18 protein-coding genes are annotated in these 19,457 nt (G+C 26.5%); 7 read left to right on the top strand and 11 right to left on the bottom strand.

Going from position 1 to position 19,457, the window contains the following annotated elements:
• Window positions 1-78: 78 nt before the first annotated feature.
• Both AFAEC_RS03985 and AFAEC_RS03980 read right to left on the bottom strand, forming a co-directional pair.
• Complete coding sequence (locus AFAEC_RS03985) at window positions 79-675, bottom strand: TorD/DmsD family molecular chaperone (protein WP_026805873.1); 597 nt, start codon at window positions 673-675, stop codon at window positions 79-81.
• Window positions 656-2,341: a 4Fe-4S binding protein gene (locus tag AFAEC_RS03980; protein WP_026805874.1), complete on the bottom strand. Its 1,686-nt coding sequence runs from the start codon at window positions 2,339-2,341 to the stop codon at window positions 656-658. Before AFAEC_RS03980 ends, AFAEC_RS03985 begins: the two co-directional genes overlap by 20 nt.
• 139 nt (window positions 2,342-2,480) lie before the next feature.
• Here AFAEC_RS03980 and AFAEC_RS03975 point away from each other — a divergent pair, with 139 nt between their 5' ends.
• The 5 genes from AFAEC_RS03975 (at window position 2,481) to AFAEC_RS03955 (ending at window position 7,039) form a co-directional block, all read left to right on the top strand.
• Window positions 2,481-3,623 carry an ABC transporter substrate-binding protein gene (locus tag AFAEC_RS03975; RefSeq protein ID WP_026805875.1) on the top strand — a complete coding sequence of 381 codons (1,143 nt, stop codon included), beginning with the start codon at window positions 2,481-2,483 and terminating at the stop codon, window positions 3,621-3,623.
• Complete coding sequence (locus tag AFAEC_RS03970) at window positions 3,620-5,185, top strand: sensor histidine kinase (RefSeq protein ID WP_026805876.1); 1,566 nt, start codon at window positions 3,620-3,622, stop codon at window positions 5,183-5,185. The genes AFAEC_RS03975 and AFAEC_RS03970 overlap by 4 nt, the downstream gene beginning before the upstream one ends.
• The gene (locus AFAEC_RS03965) at window positions 5,182-5,841 is read left to right on the top strand and encodes a response regulator (protein ID WP_026805877.1); all 660 of its coding nucleotides are present in this window, start codon (window positions 5,182-5,184) and stop codon (window positions 5,839-5,841) included. Before AFAEC_RS03970 ends, AFAEC_RS03965 begins: the two co-directional genes overlap by 4 nt.
• Before the next feature lie 75 nt (window positions 5,842-5,916).
• Entirely contained in the window at window positions 5,917-6,471 is a 555-nt protein-coding gene (locus AFAEC_RS03960; protein ID WP_026805878.1) for a TetR/AcrR family transcriptional regulator, read from the top strand.
• Between the two features lie 55 nt (window positions 6,472-6,526).
• Window positions 6,527-7,039: an HPP family protein gene (locus AFAEC_RS03955; RefSeq protein ID WP_026805879.1), complete on the top strand. Its 513-nt coding sequence runs from the start codon at window positions 6,527-6,529 to the stop codon at window positions 7,037-7,039.
• A 95-nt stretch (window positions 7,040-7,134) separates the two neighbouring features.
• On the opposite strand, the gene AFAEC_RS03950 is transcribed toward AFAEC_RS03955, so the two are convergent.
• The 5 genes from AFAEC_RS03950 to AFAEC_RS03930 form a co-directional block, all read right to left on the bottom strand.
• The gene (locus AFAEC_RS03950; protein ID WP_051487559.1) at window positions 7,135-7,893 is read right to left on the bottom strand and encodes a DUF4198 domain-containing protein; all 759 of its coding nucleotides are present in this window, start codon (window positions 7,891-7,893) and stop codon (window positions 7,135-7,137) included.
• Window positions 7,894-7,909: 16 nt separating this feature from the next.
• Window positions 7,910-10,015 carry a TonB-dependent siderophore receptor gene (locus AFAEC_RS03945; protein ID WP_026805881.1) on the bottom strand — a complete coding sequence of 702 codons (2,106 nt, stop codon included), beginning with the start codon at window positions 10,013-10,015 and terminating at the stop codon, window positions 7,910-7,912.
• Window positions 10,016-10,266: 251 nt separating this feature from the next.
• Window positions 10,267-10,545: a heavy-metal-associated domain-containing protein gene (locus tag AFAEC_RS03940; RefSeq protein WP_026805882.1), complete on the bottom strand. Its 279-nt coding sequence runs from the start codon at window positions 10,543-10,545 to the stop codon at window positions 10,267-10,269.
• A gap of 3 nt (window positions 10,546-10,548) precedes the next feature.
• Window positions 10,549-10,875: a transporter gene (locus tag AFAEC_RS03935; RefSeq protein WP_026805883.1), complete on the bottom strand. Its 327-nt coding sequence runs from the start codon at window positions 10,873-10,875 to the stop codon at window positions 10,549-10,551.
• The gene (locus tag AFAEC_RS03930; RefSeq protein ID WP_026805884.1) at window positions 10,872-11,966 is read right to left on the bottom strand and encodes a transglutaminase-like domain-containing protein; all 1,095 of its coding nucleotides are present in this window, start codon (window positions 11,964-11,966) and stop codon (window positions 10,872-10,874) included. The genes AFAEC_RS03935 and AFAEC_RS03930 overlap by 4 nt, the downstream gene beginning before the upstream one ends.
• A gap of 226 nt (window positions 11,967-12,192) precedes the next feature.
• Here AFAEC_RS03930 and selD point away from each other — a divergent pair, with 226 nt between their 5' ends.
• Together selD and AFAEC_RS03920 are read left to right on the top strand one after the other, a co-directional pair.
• Window positions 12,193-13,230, top strand: coding sequence for a selenide, water dikinase SelD (selD, locus tag AFAEC_RS03925; RefSeq protein WP_026805885.1), 1,038 nt, complete (start codon window positions 12,193-12,195; stop codon window positions 13,228-13,230).
• Between the two features lie 143 nt (window positions 13,231-13,373).
• Window positions 13,374-13,856, top strand: coding sequence for a glycoside hydrolase family protein (locus AFAEC_RS03920; RefSeq protein ID WP_026805886.1), 483 nt, complete (start codon window positions 13,374-13,376; stop codon window positions 13,854-13,856).
• A 45-nt stretch (window positions 13,857-13,901) separates the two neighbouring features.
• On the opposite strand, the gene AFAEC_RS03915 is transcribed toward AFAEC_RS03920, so the two are convergent.
• The 4 genes from AFAEC_RS03915 to AFAEC_RS03900 all read right to left on the bottom strand — a co-directional run bounded on the left by AFAEC_RS03915 (window position 13,902) and on the right by AFAEC_RS03900 (window position 19,328).
• Window positions 13,902-16,247 carry a TonB-dependent siderophore receptor gene (locus tag AFAEC_RS03915; protein ID WP_026805887.1) on the bottom strand — a complete coding sequence of 782 codons (2,346 nt, stop codon included), beginning with the start codon at window positions 16,245-16,247 and terminating at the stop codon, window positions 13,902-13,904.
• Between the two features lie 183 nt (window positions 16,248-16,430).
• Window positions 16,431-16,940, bottom strand: coding sequence for a tetratricopeptide repeat protein (locus AFAEC_RS03910; RefSeq protein ID WP_026805888.1), 510 nt, complete (start codon window positions 16,938-16,940; stop codon window positions 16,431-16,433).
• Window positions 16,937-17,755, bottom strand: a complete 819-nt coding sequence (locus tag AFAEC_RS03905; RefSeq protein ID WP_026805889.1) for a tetratricopeptide repeat protein — start codon at window positions 17,753-17,755, stop codon at window positions 16,937-16,939. Before AFAEC_RS03905 ends, AFAEC_RS03910 begins: the two co-directional genes overlap by 4 nt.
• A 79-nt stretch (window positions 17,756-17,834) precedes the next feature.
• Window positions 17,835-19,328, bottom strand: coding sequence for an HD domain-containing protein (locus tag AFAEC_RS03900; RefSeq protein WP_225442397.1), 1,494 nt, complete (start codon window positions 19,326-19,328; stop codon window positions 17,835-17,837).
• Window positions 19,329-19,457 lie beyond the last annotated feature (129 nt).

Below are 19,457 nucleotides of genomic sequence, written 5' to 3'. Positions count from 1 at the left end.
TAACTCCTTTGTTTGATTTAGGGTAAAAAGCCCCTTTAAAAACTCTTTAAGTTTTTAAAGGGACTTTTTATAAAAAGTCTAAACCTCTAAATAACCTTTTTCAAAATTATAAAAACTCTCTAAAATCAACCCAACTTTTGAATAAATATCAGATTTTGTAGCCATTAGTCGAAAAAAGAATTTATCAAGATATGGATTTATTACCTCAATAAAAAGCTCTTTTTGTAAATCCTCTTTGATCTCTTCTTTTAACTGTCTTTCAAGTAAATAAGAGCTAAGAGTAAAGATAAATCCAAAATGATCCTCTTGTGCTGTAAAAAAGTTTTCATCTCTTCTTATTTTTGTTTTTGCTAATACATCTTTTACTTTTAGTTGCATTATTCCACCCTCTCTTTGTTCGTGATACCACGAAACACTAAGAGATATAAACTCTCCAAAAGGTACTAAAAAAAGCTCTTGATATTGGTTGAAAATCTCACCTTTTCCCTTTTTAGAAATTATTTCTAAAATCTCTTTAGAAGAGTTTTCTACAATATCGCTAAAAGCATTTTTACTTAAAATCTCAAGATTTTTCACTATCTCATCTTGCTTTGTTTTTGTATACTCCTCTACAAAAAGTAGTGATAAAAGATTATAGACGAAAAGTCTAGCTTGGTTAATTTGTATATTTTGCATTTTTACTTAACTCCTCCATTATCATAACTTTTGGTTTACAATTTGCACAACAATATAAACTTCTAGCTTTTGCTGGACTTTGTTTTGCAAATATAGGCTCCATCATACGAGCAATTTTTTCAATAGCTTTTGTTGTAGCAAACTCAACTCCACACTCAACACAAGCAAAAAGTTTATCTTTTGCCAAAATAGACTCTTTAAACCAAGTAGGATTTAACTCTAACTCATCATAATTTATAGTTAGACAGTCAGTTTCAGGGCATACAGCTTCACAATATCCACAAGCTGTACATAAACTTGGATTTACTCTTAATGTAAAATCAGATTCATTTGCAAATAAAGCATCAACATTACAAGCTCCCACACAAGATAGACAAAGTGTACAGTTTGCTTCATTTACCAACACTCTTCCATAATGAATATGCTCTCCTGTTTTAACTACTCCTAAATCATCATTTCCTACAAGATTTTGAAGTCTATATGAAAAAATTTCTCTTTTTTTCATATCACTTTGATTAAAGTTATAGTAAGAGTTTTCAATAAACTCTTGTTTTTCTAAAGCATCTTCAAGCTCATCAATATTTTTTACTAAATAGACAGCTATCTTTCCATATTTTTTCATATAAATATCATTTATTATTCTGATACTTTCAAAAGTTCCTTTTGAGATATCATTTGAAAAATATATCAATTGAGAACCACTTACTTGAAGATATGTTAAAAACATAGCCTCATCAAAAATATCTCCAATAATAGAAAGTGGAAGAACATTTATTTTTAAAGCTACATTGATATCTTTTATATTAGATTTTGAAGATATTATTAACGGTTTTGTTTTTTTATAAAATTGACTTATCTCATATAAGCTATCTCTTGAAGTTGCGGCACTACTCAAAGCACCGCTAGGACAGGAACTAATACACTCACCACAAGTAATACAATCAACTAATGAAAAAACCAATCTTCTATTCTCTTCATCTTTTCTAATAGCATTTGTAGGACAAACTTCTTCACATTTTGAACAAATTTCATCTTTTCTTTCGTGATATTGACAAATCGATTTATCGTAAGTTATTGTTTTTCTAAATGAAAAACTATCTATATTCTCTCTTAAAGATTCCAATATCTCTTCTATAGAGGTTAAACTTGGGTCAAAAATACCTTTTTTTACTTTTTTTAGTTTTTGATTAAACCAAACAATTTGAGATGTATTTAAAACTATTTTTTTATCATTACTATTTACAATAACTTCAAAATTCCCAATACTATTTTTAATCTCTTTAATTAGTTTCTCTTCAACTCGATAAAGTTCAAATTCATCTTTTTTTAGATTTTTTACAAAATTATTATAATCTTCTACATTTTCATAAACTACCATTAAAGAGTTTGAAATATGTAAATCTTGAGAGATATCTTGTGCAAAATCAAACTTAATACCATTTATCTCATATAGTTTTAAAACATTTGATATTTTGTCTGAGAAATTATCTTGTGAATTTTTAATGTAAAAATCAATCTCATTTGCAATAAATTCACTTTTTAGTTCATTTGAGTTTGATATCAGAAAGCTCTTTCCTTCTAAATCATCTAAATTTGTAGTAACTTGGATTTTTTCACTCAAAGGGAAATCCAACCCATTTTTATTATAGTAGATATATTCTTGCATAACCTATGCCCTTATTTTTTTAGTAAAAAATATTTTACCATATTCTATAGACACAATTATTAAATTATACTTAAATAGTTAAAATATAATCTTTTTTATAAATTTAAAACATTTAATCTACACTTTAGTAGAATGTATTATGTTAAAAAAGATTTTACCAATAATCCTTATTCTTTGTTCCTTATATTTTTTTCTAAAAGAGGAAAGATATTCACAAAAAGAGATTAAGATAGCTTCATCTATGCCACTTAGTGGACTAATGCAACCTTGGGGAGATGCTGTTTTAGAAGCTACAAAAAGTTATTTTTCATATACAAATGATAATAAACTATTGGAAAATAGAAAAATAGAGTTTATTGCTCTTGATGATAAATATGAACCTGATTTAACTTATGAAAATATGGAAAAATTAAAGCAACAAAAAAATATTTTTTCATTTTTTGGAATGGTTGGAACACCAACAATAAAAAGGATACTTCCAATAATTTATGATGAAGATATTCTATTCTTTTCACCATTTTCTGGTGCAGAATTTTTACAAGATGAAAGTTTAACTACTCTAATAAATTTTAGAGCCTCTTATAAACAAGAGTTAGAGAATCTAATAAGCTATTTAAAGAAAAGAGAGATAAAAAACATTGCCATATTTTATCAAAATGATGATTTTGGAGAAGAGGGATATCTCTCTAGTTTAGAGATACTAAAAAAAGAGAATCTAAACCTTGTTGCAACAGGAAGCTACAAAAGAAATACACTATCAATAGAACATGCTTTTAGTGAAATAAAACACTCTAAACCTGAAGCTATTATTATGATTGGAGCTTATAAAGCAAATAGCTTTTTTATACAAAAAGCAAAAAATGATGAGATTTTAAAAGATACAATCTTTTGTAATATCTCTTTTTCTGACGCAAACTCTATTGTAAATGAATTAAAATCTACAAATACAGATAAAAAAAATATTATTTTTTCTCAAGTTGTGCCAAATTATAATGATAAAAATCTAAAAATCGTACAAGAGTATCAAGAAATTATGCAAAAATACTCTCCAAATTCAAAATTAGGTTTTCTATCTTTTGAGAGTTTTTTAGCATCAAAAGTTTTAGTAGATGCTATAAAAAGAGCAAATCATAATTTAACAAAAAAAGAGTTTATAAAAGCCCTAAAAAATACACCAAATAATCTTTTATATGAGATAAAAATAAAATACCATAATAAAATATTATTAAATCAAACCTATCTTTTTGAATATTTAGATGATAGTTTTAAAGAGTTAAAATGAAAAATCTATTATTTAAAATAATAAACTACTTCAATAGTCTAAAATTCTCCTATAAAACAAACTTTTTAATTTTTATTATTGCAGGGGGAATGCTTTTTATAATTATTCTATCTCAAATCTCCATTTTTACACTAAAACACGATTTTGATATCCTATTTGAAAAAAGAACAAAAGGCTTAATAGCTTTAGAAAATATAAAAGATACTTATAAAATCAACATCAAAGATACTTTAAATAGTTTTGAGGAAAAGAGTTTAAACTATAATCAAACTATTGAAGTTTTACAAATTGCAAAAGAATTAATTTCAAGAAATTGGCAAAATTATAAAATAGGACTTAACTTAGAAGAGAAAATTTTTATAATAACTATAATAAAAAAGTTCATTTTAAACTCAAATAACTTTTATGAAAATCGTATTTTGCAAGATGATATTATTAAAAATATTGATATAAAAATGGATCAGATTTTTATTTTAACAAAAAATCTAAATGACACAAATAGTGATTTCTTACAAATTAATTTTGAAATAGATGCTATTTCTGTATATCTTGCAAGTTTAATAAATTATGATTTAACTTTAGCAATAAATGAAAAAAGAGACACAGACAATATTTTTAATATTGTTACAATTTTCTCATTTATCTCTATTTTTTTAGTTCTTCTATTTACTCTTATTTTATCACTTTTTATAACTGTTCATTTTAGAAAAATTCATGAAAGCCAAGAAAAAAGTGTAGAAGAGAAGACAAAAGAGTTAAAAGAGCTAAATAGTATGCTAGAGTTAAAAATTGCTCAAGAGGTTAATAAAAATAGGAAAAAAGATATTATTATGTTTCAACAAGCAAGATTTGCAAGTCTTGGTGAGTTATTAAATAATATCGCTCATCAATGGAGACAACCATTAGGAAGTCTATCTATGATTATTCAAAGTTTTCAAATCAAAATGAAATTTGGGAAATTGACAAATGAATTTGTAGAAGAGAAAACTAAAGATGCCCTACTTTTAGCTCAAAATATGTCAAATACTCTTGATGATTTTAAAAACTTTTTTGACCCTAGTCGTGCAAAAAAAAGATTTTTTATTAAAGATTGTATTGAACACTCTATAGAGCTTTCAAAATATTTTTTAAATAAAGATAGTATTAAATTAGAGTTAATTATCAAAAAAGATATTGAAATTTTTAGTTACTATAATGAACTTTCTCATGTTTTTTTAAATATTATAAGTAATTCAAAAGATGCTTTAATAGCTAATGTTGATAAAAATGATAGAATAATAAAAATAGTTGTAAATAGTAAAAAAGATTTTTTATTTGTAAATATTATAGATAATGGTGGTGGAATTCCAGTTGAAATTATGCCAAAAATCTTTGAGCCATACTACACAACAAAATATAAAAGTGCAGGAACTGGTATTGGACTTTATATGTCAAAACAAATTATTGAAAGACATTTAAGAGGTCAAATATCTTGTAAAAATATAAAACATAAAATAAAAGATGAAAGAGTTTTCTCTTGTACTTCTTTTACTATAACAATACCATTAAAAGAGGAAAAATGAGTAAAAATTTAGATATTTTAAAAAACTTTAATATTTTATATATCGAAGATGATGAAAAATTACTAAAACATACAAGTGATATTTTAGAAGATTTTGTTGGAGAACTTTATAGTGTCAAAACAACAATAGAAGCTATGCAAATAATTTTAGAAAAAAATATAAATGTAATAATAAGTGATATCTTACTTGAAAATGAAAATGGAATAAATTTTTTAAAATACCTTAAAAATAGAGATATAAATATTCCTAGTATTCTTACAACAGCTCACACTGATACTGATTATTTACTTGAAGCAATAAAACTAAAAGTTGAAAACTATATAGTAAAACCTATTAATATAAATGAACTTTTAGAAACTTTACACGATATTTTACTACCAAAAGTTCAAGAAAAAGAGCTTAAAAAAAATCAAAATATTGTAAAAACAATCGGAGCAATAAGTGATGGTAAACAAGTCGAAATTATAAAATATATCTTTAATAATCTTGATAAAAAAAATCAATTTTATGCTTCATATAGTGAAATAATGGAACAATTTTCTATCTCTAAACCAACTTTGATTAAACTTTTTAAAGATTTAGCCGATAAAAGTATATTAATAAAAGTGGCACATAAAACTTATAGATTTGAGGAAGAAGCTTTAGAAAATATTTAAAACTTATATTATTTATAAGTTTCCTCAAAGTTTAATATAACTACAATTTTATCAAACAATCGTTTGGATAAAATTATGGCAATAAAAAAAACATCAAAAGAAGAGATTTTACAAGAGTCTATAAAACTTTTTAAAACAAAAGGCTATTACAACTGCTCTATGGCAAATATAGCTGAGGCGTGTGGGCTTATAAAAGGAAGTATTTATCACTATTTTAAAAGTAAAGATGAGATAGGAATAGAGTCTTTAAAATATATTCATAACTATTTTGTAGAAAATATTTTTGCTGTTGCTTATCAAACAAATTTAAGTGATTTAGAAAAAATAAAACTTTTTGTAAAAAAAACTGATGACTATTTTCTAAATAGCGAAGGTGGTTGTTTATTAGGAAATTTAGCTTTAGAAATTGGTAGTGAAAATTTGGAGTTCAAAGAAATTATTAAACTCTATTTTAGTGCTTGGGAAGATGCTATTACAAAAATAGTTGAAAATAGATATAGCAAAACTGAAGCAATAAATATTGCAAAAGAGTATGTTGCATTGACTCAAGGAGCTATTATGATGATGAATTTATACGAAAATCCACAGAACTATCTAAAAGTTGGTGAAAAATTGATTAGTTTAATCTAATCTTTTTTTTTAATATATTATTCAAACAATCGTTTGGTTTATAAAAAGGTAAATAATGAATAATTACTTAAAAAAGTTTGCTGGACAAAATGAGAAATCAGCACCAATACCAAGTTTAAAAAAGATATTTTTTGCTTTTATCGGTGGATTTATAGCAATAGCAACTCTTGGTTATTTAACAAAAACTTATGACAATCTTTTAATTATGGGTTCATTTGGTGCTAGTTGTGTTTTATTATTTGGTTTTCCTAAAAGCCCTTTCTCACAACCAAGAAATATTATCTTTGGGCATTTTATCTCTTCACTAATAGGACTATTTTTCTTACATTTTATAGGGGATAATTATATAAGTATGGCTTTAGCTTTAGCAAGTGCAATAGCTTTAATGATGGTTACAAAAACTGTTCATCCACCAGCTGGTTCAAATCCATTGATAATATTTTTATTAGGAGCATCTTGGGATTATCTGATATTTCCAACTTTAGTTGGTACAGTTATTTTAGTGCTTATTGGTTTGTTTTATAATAATTTAGATAAAAATAGAAACTATCCACAATATTGGTTTTAGCTTTATTTTAGTTTGATAAGAAAATGGCTATTTTGAACTCCCTTATATGAAACGAAAAAGAGAACAAAAAGAGAAGTTTCTCTTTTTGTAGATTTTTATTTAACTTGAAAACTTAAAGTTGAAGAGTAAGATATTTTGTCGCAATCTTCATTTTCGTATGGTTTAGTAGCTTTAGTTAATAAAATCCATTTCCCACTTCTTAAAGGTAAAATCTTAATTTCTCCTTTTGAATCAGTAGTTCCATAAAATGCAAATTGTCCTTCCGTAAAGTTTTCAAAAGTACCTTTTACTTCTACTGTTTTTGCAGGTTCTCCATCTAATAAAACTTGTACTTTAAATGGAACTCCTACTTTAAAGTTTGAAGGATTATCTAAAGGTACAATCTCAAGATTTTGTCCTATTGGTTTAGTAACAAAATCATTTTTATCATCTCCTATATTTACAATACCTTTTGCAAACCTTGAAGTCTGTTCACAATATTGAGCATTTTGAATATCTTTTTTTGTTTTTCCCATCTCCCACTTATTATCTTTTGTTTTTGTCCAAAAAGTAGGTTTATATGAACTTTTTAAAATATAAGTTCCATCATCTAATGCTTGTTTTGAGCTATATTGATAGTTTTCTCCCTCATTTATCAAAGTTGTACTTTTTAAATCTTTATCTACAATAACAAGTGGTTCAAAAATATAAACTCTATCTTTTGCTATTTTTTCAGGAACAAAAAAATAATGTGCATATCCTAAATACCCTTTAAATACTGAACTATTATAACCATCAACCCAGAAATCATGAGCTAAGCTTTGAATTGTTAAAACTGTGCTAGATAGTACTACTAATGCTATTTTTTTAATCATTTTTTATCCTTTATTTTTAAAATTTATAATTCATACTAAGCATAAAACTTCTTGGATTACCTGGATTTAGCCAAGAGTAATCATAACTACTCTCTATATACTCCTTATCCAAAACATTTTCAACATTTAATTGAAAAGTCAAATCTTTTTTATATTTATAGTAAGATATTAACCCAACTTTCGTATAACTTGGCAGTTTAAAACTATTTGTATCATTACCTTGTTTACTTCCTATATAAGAGATACTTCCACCTAAACCATAAGAGCTATTTTGAAATATATTCTCTTCATACATAGCTAAAAGAGTAGCACTATGTTTTGGAATATTTCTAAGCTCTTTTCCTTGTAAACCTTGATTATCTTTTGTAATCTCTGTATTTATATATGAATAGTTTGCATTAAGCTTAAAATTATCTGTTATTTTTCCATTTATATCAAACTCTATTCCCTTACTTTCAACCTCTCCAGAAGCTACATTAAAGGTATCATCTAATAAATCTTTTGTTAAAACATTCTTTTTTGTTATTTGATAAGCAGATAGTGTAGCTCCATATCTTTTATCTTCTGCTTCATATTTCAATCCTGCTTCAAAAGATAGTCCCTCTTCAGGGTCAAAACTATTTCCATTTCTATCTAAACCACTATTTGGTCTAAAAGATGTTCCACTTGTTGTATAAATAGACCATTCTTGGTTTATTAAATATGTAATTCCAACTCTTGGTAAAATAGCATCATCATCTTGTTTTGTAGTTTTAGATGTTTTATAATCTACAGTTTTCATATCAACTTTATCATATCTTAGACCTGCAAAAAACCTAAAATCCCCAATAGCTAACTCATCTTGCACAAATAGTGCTGTACCATTTTGTTTTTCATATCTATTTGTATTTAAAGTTCCTAAACCAGTTTTTAAAATAGTATAAGTTGGATTTGATTGTATATTATCAACTCTTATTGCATTAGAATTATTGTATAAAAGAGAATTTAATTTAACTCTATATGCTTCAACTCCGAACAAAAGAGTATTTTTTGCACTTCCTACATCAAATTCCCCTTTAATATCACTTTGAAATTGAATATCATCTGAACTATAATCTCTATATCTTGTTCTAAGATTTACACTATCTGTCGTAACATAAGTTGATGGAATTATCTCTGAACCATATCCTTTAAAACTATTATCTTTATAAGCTATTCCACTTCTACTAACCCAATCATCATTAAAATAGTGTTCTAGCTTTATTTGATTTGTATAGTTTTTTAAAACAATATCACCATCATTTGGATTTCCAATATAAACATCTTTTTTTATAGCTTTCAAATCTCCATTAATAGCAACTATTCCTCTATCTAAAGGTTGTTCTTGTCTAACAAAATCTGCATTATATGAAATTGATGTATTATCACTTAAAAGCCAAGTTAAAGCAGGTACAACAACATATCTTTTACTCTCAACATACTCTCTGAAATTACCTTTTTTTTCAGCTACTACATTTAATCTATAAGCAATATTTTCACTAATTGGTGCTGTTGTATCTAAAGATGTTCTATAAAAATCATAACTCCCAGATGTTAGTTTTACACTGTGTTGTGGTTTAAATTTTGGTTGTTTTGTAACAATATTTATAGTTCCACCAGGCTCACTATTTCCATATAAAGAGCCTGATGGACCTTTTAAAAACTCTATATTTTCTATTATTGCACTATCTCTAGGGGCATTATAACCTCTATTATCAGCAAATCCATTTTTTAACATACTCATTCCATTGTTATCATTCCCAAAAAAACCTCTAATAGAAAAATTGTCCCATGTTCCACCAAAATTATTTTGTCTATCAACACCACTTACATAATCAAGTACATTATCCATTTTTACTGCACCAATATCCTCTAAAGTATCTTTTGTAATAATTTGAATAGATTGAGCAGTCTCTTTAATAGGAGTATCCATTTTAGTACCACTAAAAGATAATGTTTGATAATAGTTTTCATTAGATAAAGAAAATATTGAATCTTCTTCAACTTTTATCTCTTCAAGTTTTATTGTTTCATTTGCATTTAGTAGATTTATTCCTCCTGTAAAAAGTATTGTAGCAAGTGAAATTGCTAGTTTTATCCTCATGTTTTTCCTTTTTATAGATATATTTGCAACTTAGTTGCATTAAACTTTGCAATTCTAATAATAATTAACTTTTATGCAACTTAGTCGCATAATATTTTTTATCTTTTTAATAAAAATTGAATATCAAAAATAAAAAGGCTTTATACATATGAGTCAATTCAAGTAAGATATATTTTTAAAGTAGAAATTTATAAATATAATAAAAGTTTAGTTTAGGAAAATTTGTTAAATTTTATATATAAAAAGAGTATTCACTCCTTATATTTAGAAGTAGTTAATTCTACTCCTTCATACGAAGTTGTTTTTATAGCATTTAAAATATCTTCTATTTTTACCTTTTCATCATAAATAACTGTTACCTCTTTTGTATTTAATCTAGCACTCACTTTTTCAATACCTTCAACTTTACTAATAGCTTGTTTTATGGCTGTTGTACAAAGTGGACAGTGCATACCCTCAACTTTAAAAACTGAAATATTTGAAGAAAAAGCAAAATTAAAAAACATAAAAAGAATGAAAAATATTTTCATAAACTACTCCATAAATAGTGGGATTATCTCAGGATAAAAAAGCAAAAGCAGTATAAAAATAAAAAACAAAGAAAATAGTAAATAGTTTTTTATCTTCTCTTTTTTACTATATTTGCAAGAGATTTTCCTTTTAAAATTAAAAATTGCAAAAACAAGAAAAAAAATTGTCAAAAGTAAAAGTGGAACTCTTGTAAACTCTAAAGTTGTAAAAAAACTAAGAACTCCACTTGAAATACCAAAAAATAGAAAAAGAAATGCAGGTAAACAACACAAAGTTGATAATAGCGCAGTAAAAACTGCACCAATTATCGCAAAATTACTTTGTTTCATAAAATCTCTTGAGCTGTATAACTATAAGAGAAAGTTTTAGGATTGTAGTAATCTTTTGCATCTTCACCAACTTCAGCATAAGGATAACCCAACATATTTAAAGGATATTGTGTAGGTTTTGGCTCTAAGATAAAATCTCTTGCACTATTAAACGCAGCCCAATTCATCTCCCATGAACCAAAGAAATAGTTTTTTACCTCTTGAAGTTTTTTATCATCATTTGCTAATTTTTCAGCAAGCTTTACTTTAAGAACATCAGCAGGATCACAAGGAACCCAACCAATTCCGTCTATATAAAACTCTGCTCGACAATGTTGAGCTCCTGTAATATTTGCAAAACCTTTTTCATCTGCTTTTCCACAAGCATTTGAGATTTTTGATTGCCCTACTCTAATTCCAAAAGTCTCTCGTGCAGGAATTTTTGCATTTCTAAGCAGACAAACAAAAACAGAACTTATATCTGTACATTTTCCACCATATATTTTCTCTTCAATAGATTTTTGTGCATCACCAATTCCGCAACCAACAACACTTTCATCTCTATACATAGTTGTAGTTGTCCAATTATAAATAGCTTTTGCTTTTTCAAGTGGTGTAGTAGCATTTTTTGTAATCTCATTTACATACTTTGTAAGTTTAGGAGTTACAGGAATATGCTCTGTTCCTTTTAAATAAACTTCTACATCAGATGGATAATTTGTATTTGATGTAGCTTTAGAAAAATCAGTAGTTCTCTCTTGCATAATAACTGCAAAATCTATATCCAAAGTTGGTTGTTTTACATCTTTATCCCATCTTACATATAAAACCCTTGTGTCATAAGGATTTTTCACTACTTTTGCCTCTGTAAAGTTTCCTTTATAATCAAAATTTACAACTTTATGATATACCTCATCTTTTGGAAGTGGTACCCAAAGTTGTGTTGCTTCATTGCCTTGTTCAAAGTTATAACTATTTGTTACTTGAAATTTTCTTGGAGTTTTTGTAATTCCAAATGGATTTTTCTCTTCATTTGCAAAAACAAAATTTGGAGATAAAACTATAGCACTAGAGAGTGCTGCTGTAGTTTGTAAAAATGTTCTTCTTTTCATAATATAACTCTTATAGTTTTTTGTTCTATCAAGAGATAAAGTAGAGGAGAAAGCTCTCTTTATGTCAAAGCATAACCTATGCTCTATGAACTAATTAGGGTTTCATAATAGTAAATCTTTTATAAACTGCACCTTAAATAGTAAAATATTTTTTACTTTAATTTAACTAAATTTTTAAAATTGCTTAAGTATAATGTTTTCAATTTATAAAAAAAGAGAGTTACAAATGAATAATGAATACAAACTAACAAAATTTGTTCAAGCTGCTGGTTGTGCAGCAAAAATGGGACCAGGAGAGTTAAAACAAACTCTTTGTAACTTAAGTTATAAAGATGTTAAAGTTTTAGTAGGTTTTGATACAAGTGATGATGCAGGAGTTTTTCAAATAGATGAAAATTTAGCACTAGTTCAAACATTAGATTTTATAACTCCTGTGGTTGATGACCCATATGTTTATGGACAAATAGCAGCTGCAAATGCTTTAAGTGATGTTTTTGCTATGGGTGGAGAGGTTAAAACTGCATTAAATATTGTTGGATTTGATAGCAAAAATGTTCCAAAAGAGGCTTTAGTAGAGATTTTAAGAGGTGGAAATGATAAAATAAGAGAGTGTGGTGGAGCATTAATTGGTGGACATACTATTCAATCGCCTGAGATGTTCTATGGAGTTAGTGTAACAGGAGTTATAAATCCAAAAGATATAAAAAGAAACAATGGAGCAATTGCTGGTGATGTTTTAGTGCTTACAAAACCAATAGGTATGGGTATTATGACAACAGCTATTAAAAGAGATTTAATAGAACTTGATTTAATCAAACATTGTGCAGGAATTATGTCCACTTTAAACTATTTACCTTCAAAAATTATGAAAAAATATCGTGTTAATTCTTGTACAGATATAACAGGTTTTGGGCTTTTAGGACACTCTTTTGAGTGTACAAATGAGAATATTAGCTTTAAAATTCAAGCTTCTAATGTTCCTTTTATAAAAGAGGCTTTTGAACTTTGTCAAAATGATGTACTACCAGGTGGAACAAAAAGAAATGCAAAATTTGTAGAAGATAAAGTTTCGTTTAAAGATAGTGTAGATCAAACTTTAAGAACAATACTTTGTGATGCACAAACTTCTGGTGGACTTTTAATAGCTATGAACAAAGATGATGCTAAAGAGTTTGTAAAAGAACTAGAAGAGTATAGTCTTGGATATGCAAGTATCATAGGAGAAGTAATTCCTAGAGGTGAAAAACCTATCATTGTGGATTAAAAAAGAATAAAAATAGTTCAAAGTTTTTAAATTTAAGTTGGTATAAATACTTACATCCAATCAATTGGTTGTTGTTATATTTTACCTACACAATCAGTTAGTTATTGTATTATTCAATAAAATAAAGAAGGTGGATAGAAAATATGTCAGTAATAGAAATTGTACTACCTTTTACTATGCAAAGTGAAGGTTTTAATAAAACAGTTTATAAATCCCCTGAGGGATTTGATACCATAGGATATGGAAGAAATATAGAAGTAAATCCTTTAACTCAAGATGAGTTAAAAAGTATCGGTGCAACTACTAGTACTTCAAAAACAAGCTATCAACTAAGTGAAGAAATAGCTAAAACTTGGTTAAAAAAAGAGCTTGAAAGAGTTAAAAATTCTTTATCAAAAGAGTTACAATTTTTTGATAAACTAGATGATGTAAGACAAGCTATTTTAATAGATATGGCTTACAATATGGGAATAAAAGGGCTACTTAGCTTTAAAAATACTCTTAAATTAATAAATGATGGAAATTATGTAGAAGCTTCCAAAAATATGGAACAAAGTAATTGGTATAAACAAGTAAAAATTAGAGCTAGAAAACTTTGTGAAGCTATGAAAAGTGGAAAAATTTAGCTAAATTAGAAATATAAAGAGAGAAAAATCTCTTTATATTTTATATTAAAACTCCATTTTCATAGAAAATGCAACACTTCTTGGGTCTCCTAACATTGAACTACTAGCCCAATAATCTTTTCCAGTTAGATTTGATACATTTAATAAAAATGTAGTTGGATATTTATCTAACTTAGTTTTATATCTTAAACCTGCATCATATAAGGTATAACTTGGGATTTTATCTGTATTTGTTGTATTTCCATATTTTTCACCAGTATAATATGCTCCTCCCGTTACAGTTAAGCCTTGAATCATAGGAATATTATACTCTGCATAAAGTTTTGCCATTTTAGTTGCTGCATTTATTGGTTTTTTTCCTTCAAGTGCTTTATTATTTGATTTTGCAACTTCTATATCCATCAAAGTTCCTCCACCAAATAAAGTTAGATTATCTGTAACTTTTCCTGTAAGAGTAAGTTCAAAACCTTGATGAACTTGCTCTCCATCTTGAACATATTTTGGCATTGGAGTGGCATTATCTGAGTATTGATTTGCTTTTTCTATTCTAAATAAGGCACTTGTTAATAATAATTTATTATCTAATAAATTATATTTTGCTCCCGTTTCATACTGTTTACTTACTAAAGGTGATAAAATTTCACCAGCATTTGAATAAGTATTTCCTACAATAGTTCCTTGTTCTAAACTTTCTATATAAGTTACATAAGTTGTTAAATCATCAAATGGTTTATACATCAAAGATAAAGTTGGTGTTAGTTCAGATTTATCATATTCTGAACTTTTTACTCCATTGTTATAACTTGTACTTATTACCGTAGCATAATTAAATCCAACTAAAGCACTCCATTGGTCATTAAATACTATATCATCACCTATTAAAATATTTTTATATTGTGTTCCAATATATGGTTTTCTTTCATTATTTGTAAAGGTTCCAGGAATATAAGAAGCATTATTTTTTACTTCATCCAATGTTACACCAGTTAATGTATCATTTAATACATACCAATCAACTGTTCTTGAATATAAATATTTATTTGCTGAATAACCAGTAGTTAAAAGATGATTTACTCCTAAAGTTTCAAATTTACTATCTAAATAGATATTTCCTGAATAATTTTCCATTTTTTGTCTTTCAGGATTGTATTGATATAAATCTACATCATATAAACCATCAGTTCTTTTATATGCCAAAGGTCCTACATTACTTCCTTGAATAGCTTTTTCATATAAAAATGAACTTCTAAGAGTAAAAATATCGTTTATATCTAATTTTAAATTTGTAGTTATTCTATCATTATCTTCTTTCCCTTTAGTATATTCGGGAGAATAGTTTTTACTTGTATCTATAGTTGAACGCTCTGCTCCTGAGTTTAAATATATAAAATATTTTTGATTAGTTCTTTCTAACTCTCTATGAGCATAATTTAAATCTAAAGTAAAGTTATCAGTTGGTTTATAGTCAAAGGCTAAGCTAACAAATTTTTGCTCTTTTCCAACATCTGCTACACTATCACCATCTTGATATAAAGCATTGATTCTATATCCAAAAACTTTCTTTTCATCTATTTGCCCACTTAAATCAATATGAGTATAGTATTGTTCTCCACCATAATTTCCAAAAGTAAGACTTCTTTTATCTTCTAAAGTTGGTTTTTTCATCACATAATTAACTGCTCCTCCAACTCTTCCACCACCATATAAAAAACCTGTTGCTCCACTAATTGTTTCAATTCTTTCTAAATCTTCCATAGTTGTAAAACTATACCAATCTGCTAAAGGCATACCATTTATAATAGCATTGTTTGAGCCAAATCCACGAATAACTGTATAATAGTTTCCTACAAATTGGTCTCCACCATCTTGTGTAATTGGATTCATTTTAAAGATTTGTGCCATATCATTGGCTTGTACATTTTCAATTAAATCTTTTGTGATTACAGTCATAGAGTATGGAGTGTCTTGTAGGCTTCTTTGTCCCCAAAGCCCAACACCAGTTATATCTTCTACTAAATATCCACTCTGGGCACTTCCATTTTTACCATTTGAACTATTTACAGAAACATCATCTAAAACATAAGTTTCATTACCTAAAACTTTTATAGAAGATAACTTTTTTATGATAATTGTCTGATTTTCAATTGTTGCTTCAAGACCTGTATTCTCTAAAACTTTATCAAGTGCATTTTTTACACCTTCAATATTCTCTATTTTTGGAGAAGTTTTACCTTTTAGAAGATTTCCATCTACTAAATATGGCATATTTGATTTACTTGCTATTTGTTTTATAGCATCTTCTAAGTTTTGTTTTTCTAAGTTAAAACTATCTTGTCCATATAAACTCAAAGATAAAGCTAAACTTAGAGCAATTTGTAAGTTGATTTTCATATTGTCCTTTTCCTATGATTAATTATGAGAATTACTTTCTCTAAATAGTAAGACAATTTAAATTAAAAAAATGGATATGTTTTTATAAGAAATTTTGAAATTTGTATTAAAAGTGCGATTTTATGGTGATTTTAAATTTTGATATTTTTATTATATGTAAAAAGTAGCTATTAAGCAAAACTTTTAGTTTTGCTTACAAACCTCTGGTTTTGTATCACAGATTAGTTCTATAGAGTATTTTGCTTCACTAAATCCCTCTTTACTTGCCTTTGAAAACCAACTTAAAGCCTCTTTATAATCCTCTTTTACAAGAACTAAACTAGGTTTTATATCATCTTTTTCATCCATATATTTACTACAACTTGTAGGTTTTCCACCATCATTTGTATCTTTTATATTATCTTCACCTAAATAGTAAATGAGACCTAAATTATATTTTGCTTCAGTATGCCCTAAAGCAGCAGCTTTTTTATAATACTTTACAGCTTCACTGATATTTTGCCTAGCCCAACAACCATAATCATAAAGTCTTGCTAACTCAAATAAAACATTTTTATCTTGCTTTTTTTCTAAAGATTTTAAAATAGTAAAAGCTGTTTTATAATCCTCTTTTTCCAAAGCTTTTAAAGCATCATCAAAATTTTTGGCATTTAAACTCAAAACCAACATAAAAAATAAAACTATTTTTTTCATATACCCTCTTTATCGTTATTTAAATATTCACTCATCCAAAATTTGGCAATTTTCAAATCTTTTTCAACACCATATCCTAACTCATACATAGTTGATAGATTTTTTTGAGCCTCTTTTAAACCTTGATTTGCGGCTTTTTCATACCATAGAACGGCTTCTTTGTAGTTATCTTTATAATACTCTTGTAATCCCATTTCATATTGTGCATTTTTATTTCCTGCATTTGCTGAAATCAAAAATAGTTCAAAAGGCTCAATATTATCAGGTTTTCCTTCAAAATCAAAATATTCACAAATATATCCAATATAAAATAGTGCATCAGTATTATTTTTTTTGGCTATTACTTTAAAAATATCTAAAGCTTGTAAAAAATCCCCTTTTTGGAAAAGTTCTATCCCATCTTTTAATGTAAGTTCTATTTGATTCTCTTCAAACAGATTTAACATATTTTTGGCTTCAAGATTTCCATTTATAATTGCTAAATCAATATAATCTTTTGCTATTTCATCATCTTTTTCTACACCTTTTCCTCGATGATAAATCATAGCTAATGCAAAAGCTGCATCTGCATGATTTTTTTTGGCTGCTTCTTCATAGTAAAAAATAGCTTTATTTATATCTTTATCAACAAAATCAGCTTTCTCATACATTTTCCCTAAATAGTACTGTGCTTCTTTGTTTTTATTTGCAAATTTTTCAAGAATTTTGAAAGCTTTTATATAATCGAACTCCTCATATGCTTTAATCCCCTCTTCAAGCTTTGAAGATAAAATAGGAGTAAAAAACAAAGCTAACTTTGATATAAAATCTCTCAAAATAATCCTTTAAAAATATATTTTACTATTATACAAAATAGCTTTATAACAATCCTTTAAATGATTTTATTAATTATTTCTAAAATATATTAAATAGCATTGATTTTAAATCTATCTTCATTTCAGCAGATAAAATCTTTTTATTTGAATATATATAAAAAGGGACAGTATTTCGCATAGAGTGTTTTAATCTTTTTCTTAAAGTTGAAATTTCATCTATGTTTATTAACTCTTCACCATCAAATAAATAAAAATCTTTTGAAATACCTAAACTAAAAGATACTATTTGATATTCAAAAAAGAGTTCTTCATTTTCATATTTTTTTATAAAATCATCTAATGCAATTTGGAGACTATTTAACCTGTTTGCTGTAATAAAGCCAAAACTCTCTCTAAATTTATATCTCTCAACTGTTGTAAAATCAAGAACTTTATAGAATTCATTTAAATTTTTCCAAGGACTTTTAAATCTCCTTCTACCAAATAATACCTCTTCAAAACAGTACATATATTTCATATCTTCTTTTGACAAAATATCTTTATTTTTTATATCAAAATATCTATTTTTAAAAAGTGATATTAACCAATTTTCATCAAGCATTGATATTGTATCAAGCTCTTTTTGTCTATTTAAATTTTTAAAATTCCAAAGCATAGAGATAGAATTTGATAATTTTTCTTCATTTTCTTCATCTTCAAAATATTTACTAGCTAGATACTGAACAACAGTTTCAAGTAAAGTATCTGTTTTTGCAATTCCATGATTAAAAATAACTTTTTTATAAAGATTAAATCTCATTTCAAGCATATGTTCAATGTCAATTAAACTCATATCATAAAAACTCAAATAAAAATTACTCTCTTTTTCTACCAAAACAGCTTGTTTTGTAATTCTTATATGGTCATTTGGTCCCGTTATATAACCACTTGCTAACATATCTCTATTTATATAATCTAATCTATCAGCATCAACTGTACTATCTATAAAATTATGTAAAACTTTAAAATCAAAACCTTCAAAAGTCTGTTCCTCTAGAATTAGAATAGATAGCTTTTTTATTAGTTTTAAATACTCTTTTTCTTGTTCTTTTGTAACCAATTCATCTAGTTCATAATCAAAAAGTAGTTTTAAAAGATTTTCTCCAATAGCTTCATGTAAAACCTCTTTCCCATGATTTGTAATATCTTCATAATTCTCTTTAAATCTAATCTCTTTTTCATAAAGTTTATCTTGATTTTTCTCTTTTTGTTTTATTTTATTGTAAACCTTTTTTAAAGCATACTCTACTTGATGAGAAAAAGGAAGATGCCCAACATCATGAAGTAAAGCAACTATTCGTATAGTTTGTAAAAAAATAATATAAGTTGCTCGTTGAGATTTTGATTTTGTGGGAATTGTAAACTGAAAAAGTGCTTTATTATCAAAATATTCTATTTCATTTATATTTATTTTTAAATTTTCTTCTTTAATCACTTGTAAAATAACTCTTTTTAATATTAATAAAAAACTATTTTTTGTTTTTCTATCAGCATTTAAAAGTGCATTCTTAAATAAAAATGCACTTAAATGCATAGTTCCTAAACTATGAATAAATCTTTTAGTTGTAATTGATGGATAAGAAAAATATGCTAAGGCATTTTGAGTAATGAATTGAAGCCTATTTACAATCTTTGTTTGGAGTATTTTATCTTCAAGTTTTGT

The sequence above is a fragment of the Aliarcobacter faecis genome (genome assembly GCF_013201705.1).
GTDB classification, from domain to species: Bacteria; Campylobacterota; Campylobacteria; order Campylobacterales; family Arcobacteraceae; genus Aliarcobacter; species Aliarcobacter faecis.
The sequence above is the reverse complement of the archived record's forward strand: the minus strand, read 5'-3'. Positions and strand labels throughout refer to the sequence as shown.

Coding starts and splice junctions, on each gene's coding strand:
- AFAEC_RS03985 (WP_026805873.1), bottom strand. CDS start 675: ATGCAAAATATACAAATTAACCAAGCTAGACTTTTCGTCTATAATCTT.
- AFAEC_RS03980 (WP_026805874.1), bottom strand. CDS start 2,341: ATGCAAGAATATATCTACTATAATAAAAATGGGTTGGATTTCCCTTTG.
- AFAEC_RS03975 (WP_026805875.1), top strand. CDS start 2,481: ATGTTAAAAAAGATTTTACCAATAATCCTTATTCTTTGTTCCTTATAT.
- AFAEC_RS03970 (WP_026805876.1), top strand. CDS start 3,620: ATGAAAAATCTATTATTTAAAATAATAAACTACTTCAATAGTCTAAAA.
- AFAEC_RS03965 (WP_026805877.1), top strand. CDS start 5,182: ATGAGTAAAAATTTAGATATTTTAAAAAACTTTAATATTTTATATATC.
- AFAEC_RS03960 (WP_026805878.1), top strand. CDS start 5,917: ATGGCAATAAAAAAAACATCAAAAGAAGAGATTTTACAAGAGTCTATA.
- AFAEC_RS03955 (WP_026805879.1), top strand. CDS start 6,527: ATGAATAATTACTTAAAAAAGTTTGCTGGACAAAATGAGAAATCAGCA.
- AFAEC_RS03950 (WP_051487559.1), bottom strand. CDS start 7,893: ATGATTAAAAAAATAGCATTAGTAGTACTATCTAGCACAGTTTTAACA.
- AFAEC_RS03945 (WP_026805881.1), bottom strand. CDS start 10,015: ATGAGGATAAAACTAGCAATTTCACTTGCTACAATACTTTTTACAGGA.
- AFAEC_RS03940 (WP_026805882.1), bottom strand. CDS start 10,545: ATGAAAATATTTTTCATTCTTTTTATGTTTTTTAATTTTGCTTTTTCT.
- AFAEC_RS03935 (WP_026805883.1), bottom strand. CDS start 10,875: ATGAAACAAAGTAATTTTGCGATAATTGGTGCAGTTTTTACTGCGCTA.
- AFAEC_RS03930 (WP_026805884.1), bottom strand. CDS start 11,966: ATGAAAAGAAGAACATTTTTACAAACTACAGCAGCACTCTCTAGTGCT.
- selD (WP_026805885.1), top strand. CDS start 12,193: ATGAATAATGAATACAAACTAACAAAATTTGTTCAAGCTGCTGGTTGT.
- AFAEC_RS03920 (WP_026805886.1), top strand. CDS start 13,374: ATGTCAGTAATAGAAATTGTACTACCTTTTACTATGCAAAGTGAAGGT.
- AFAEC_RS03915 (WP_026805887.1), bottom strand. CDS start 16,247: ATGAAAATCAACTTACAAATTGCTCTAAGTTTAGCTTTATCTTTGAGT.
- AFAEC_RS03910 (WP_026805888.1), bottom strand. CDS start 16,940: ATGAAAAAAATAGTTTTATTTTTTATGTTGGTTTTGAGTTTAAATGCC.
- AFAEC_RS03900 (WP_225442397.1), bottom strand. CDS start 19,328: ATGCATTTAAGTGCATTTTTATTTAAGAATGCACTTTTAAATGCTGAT.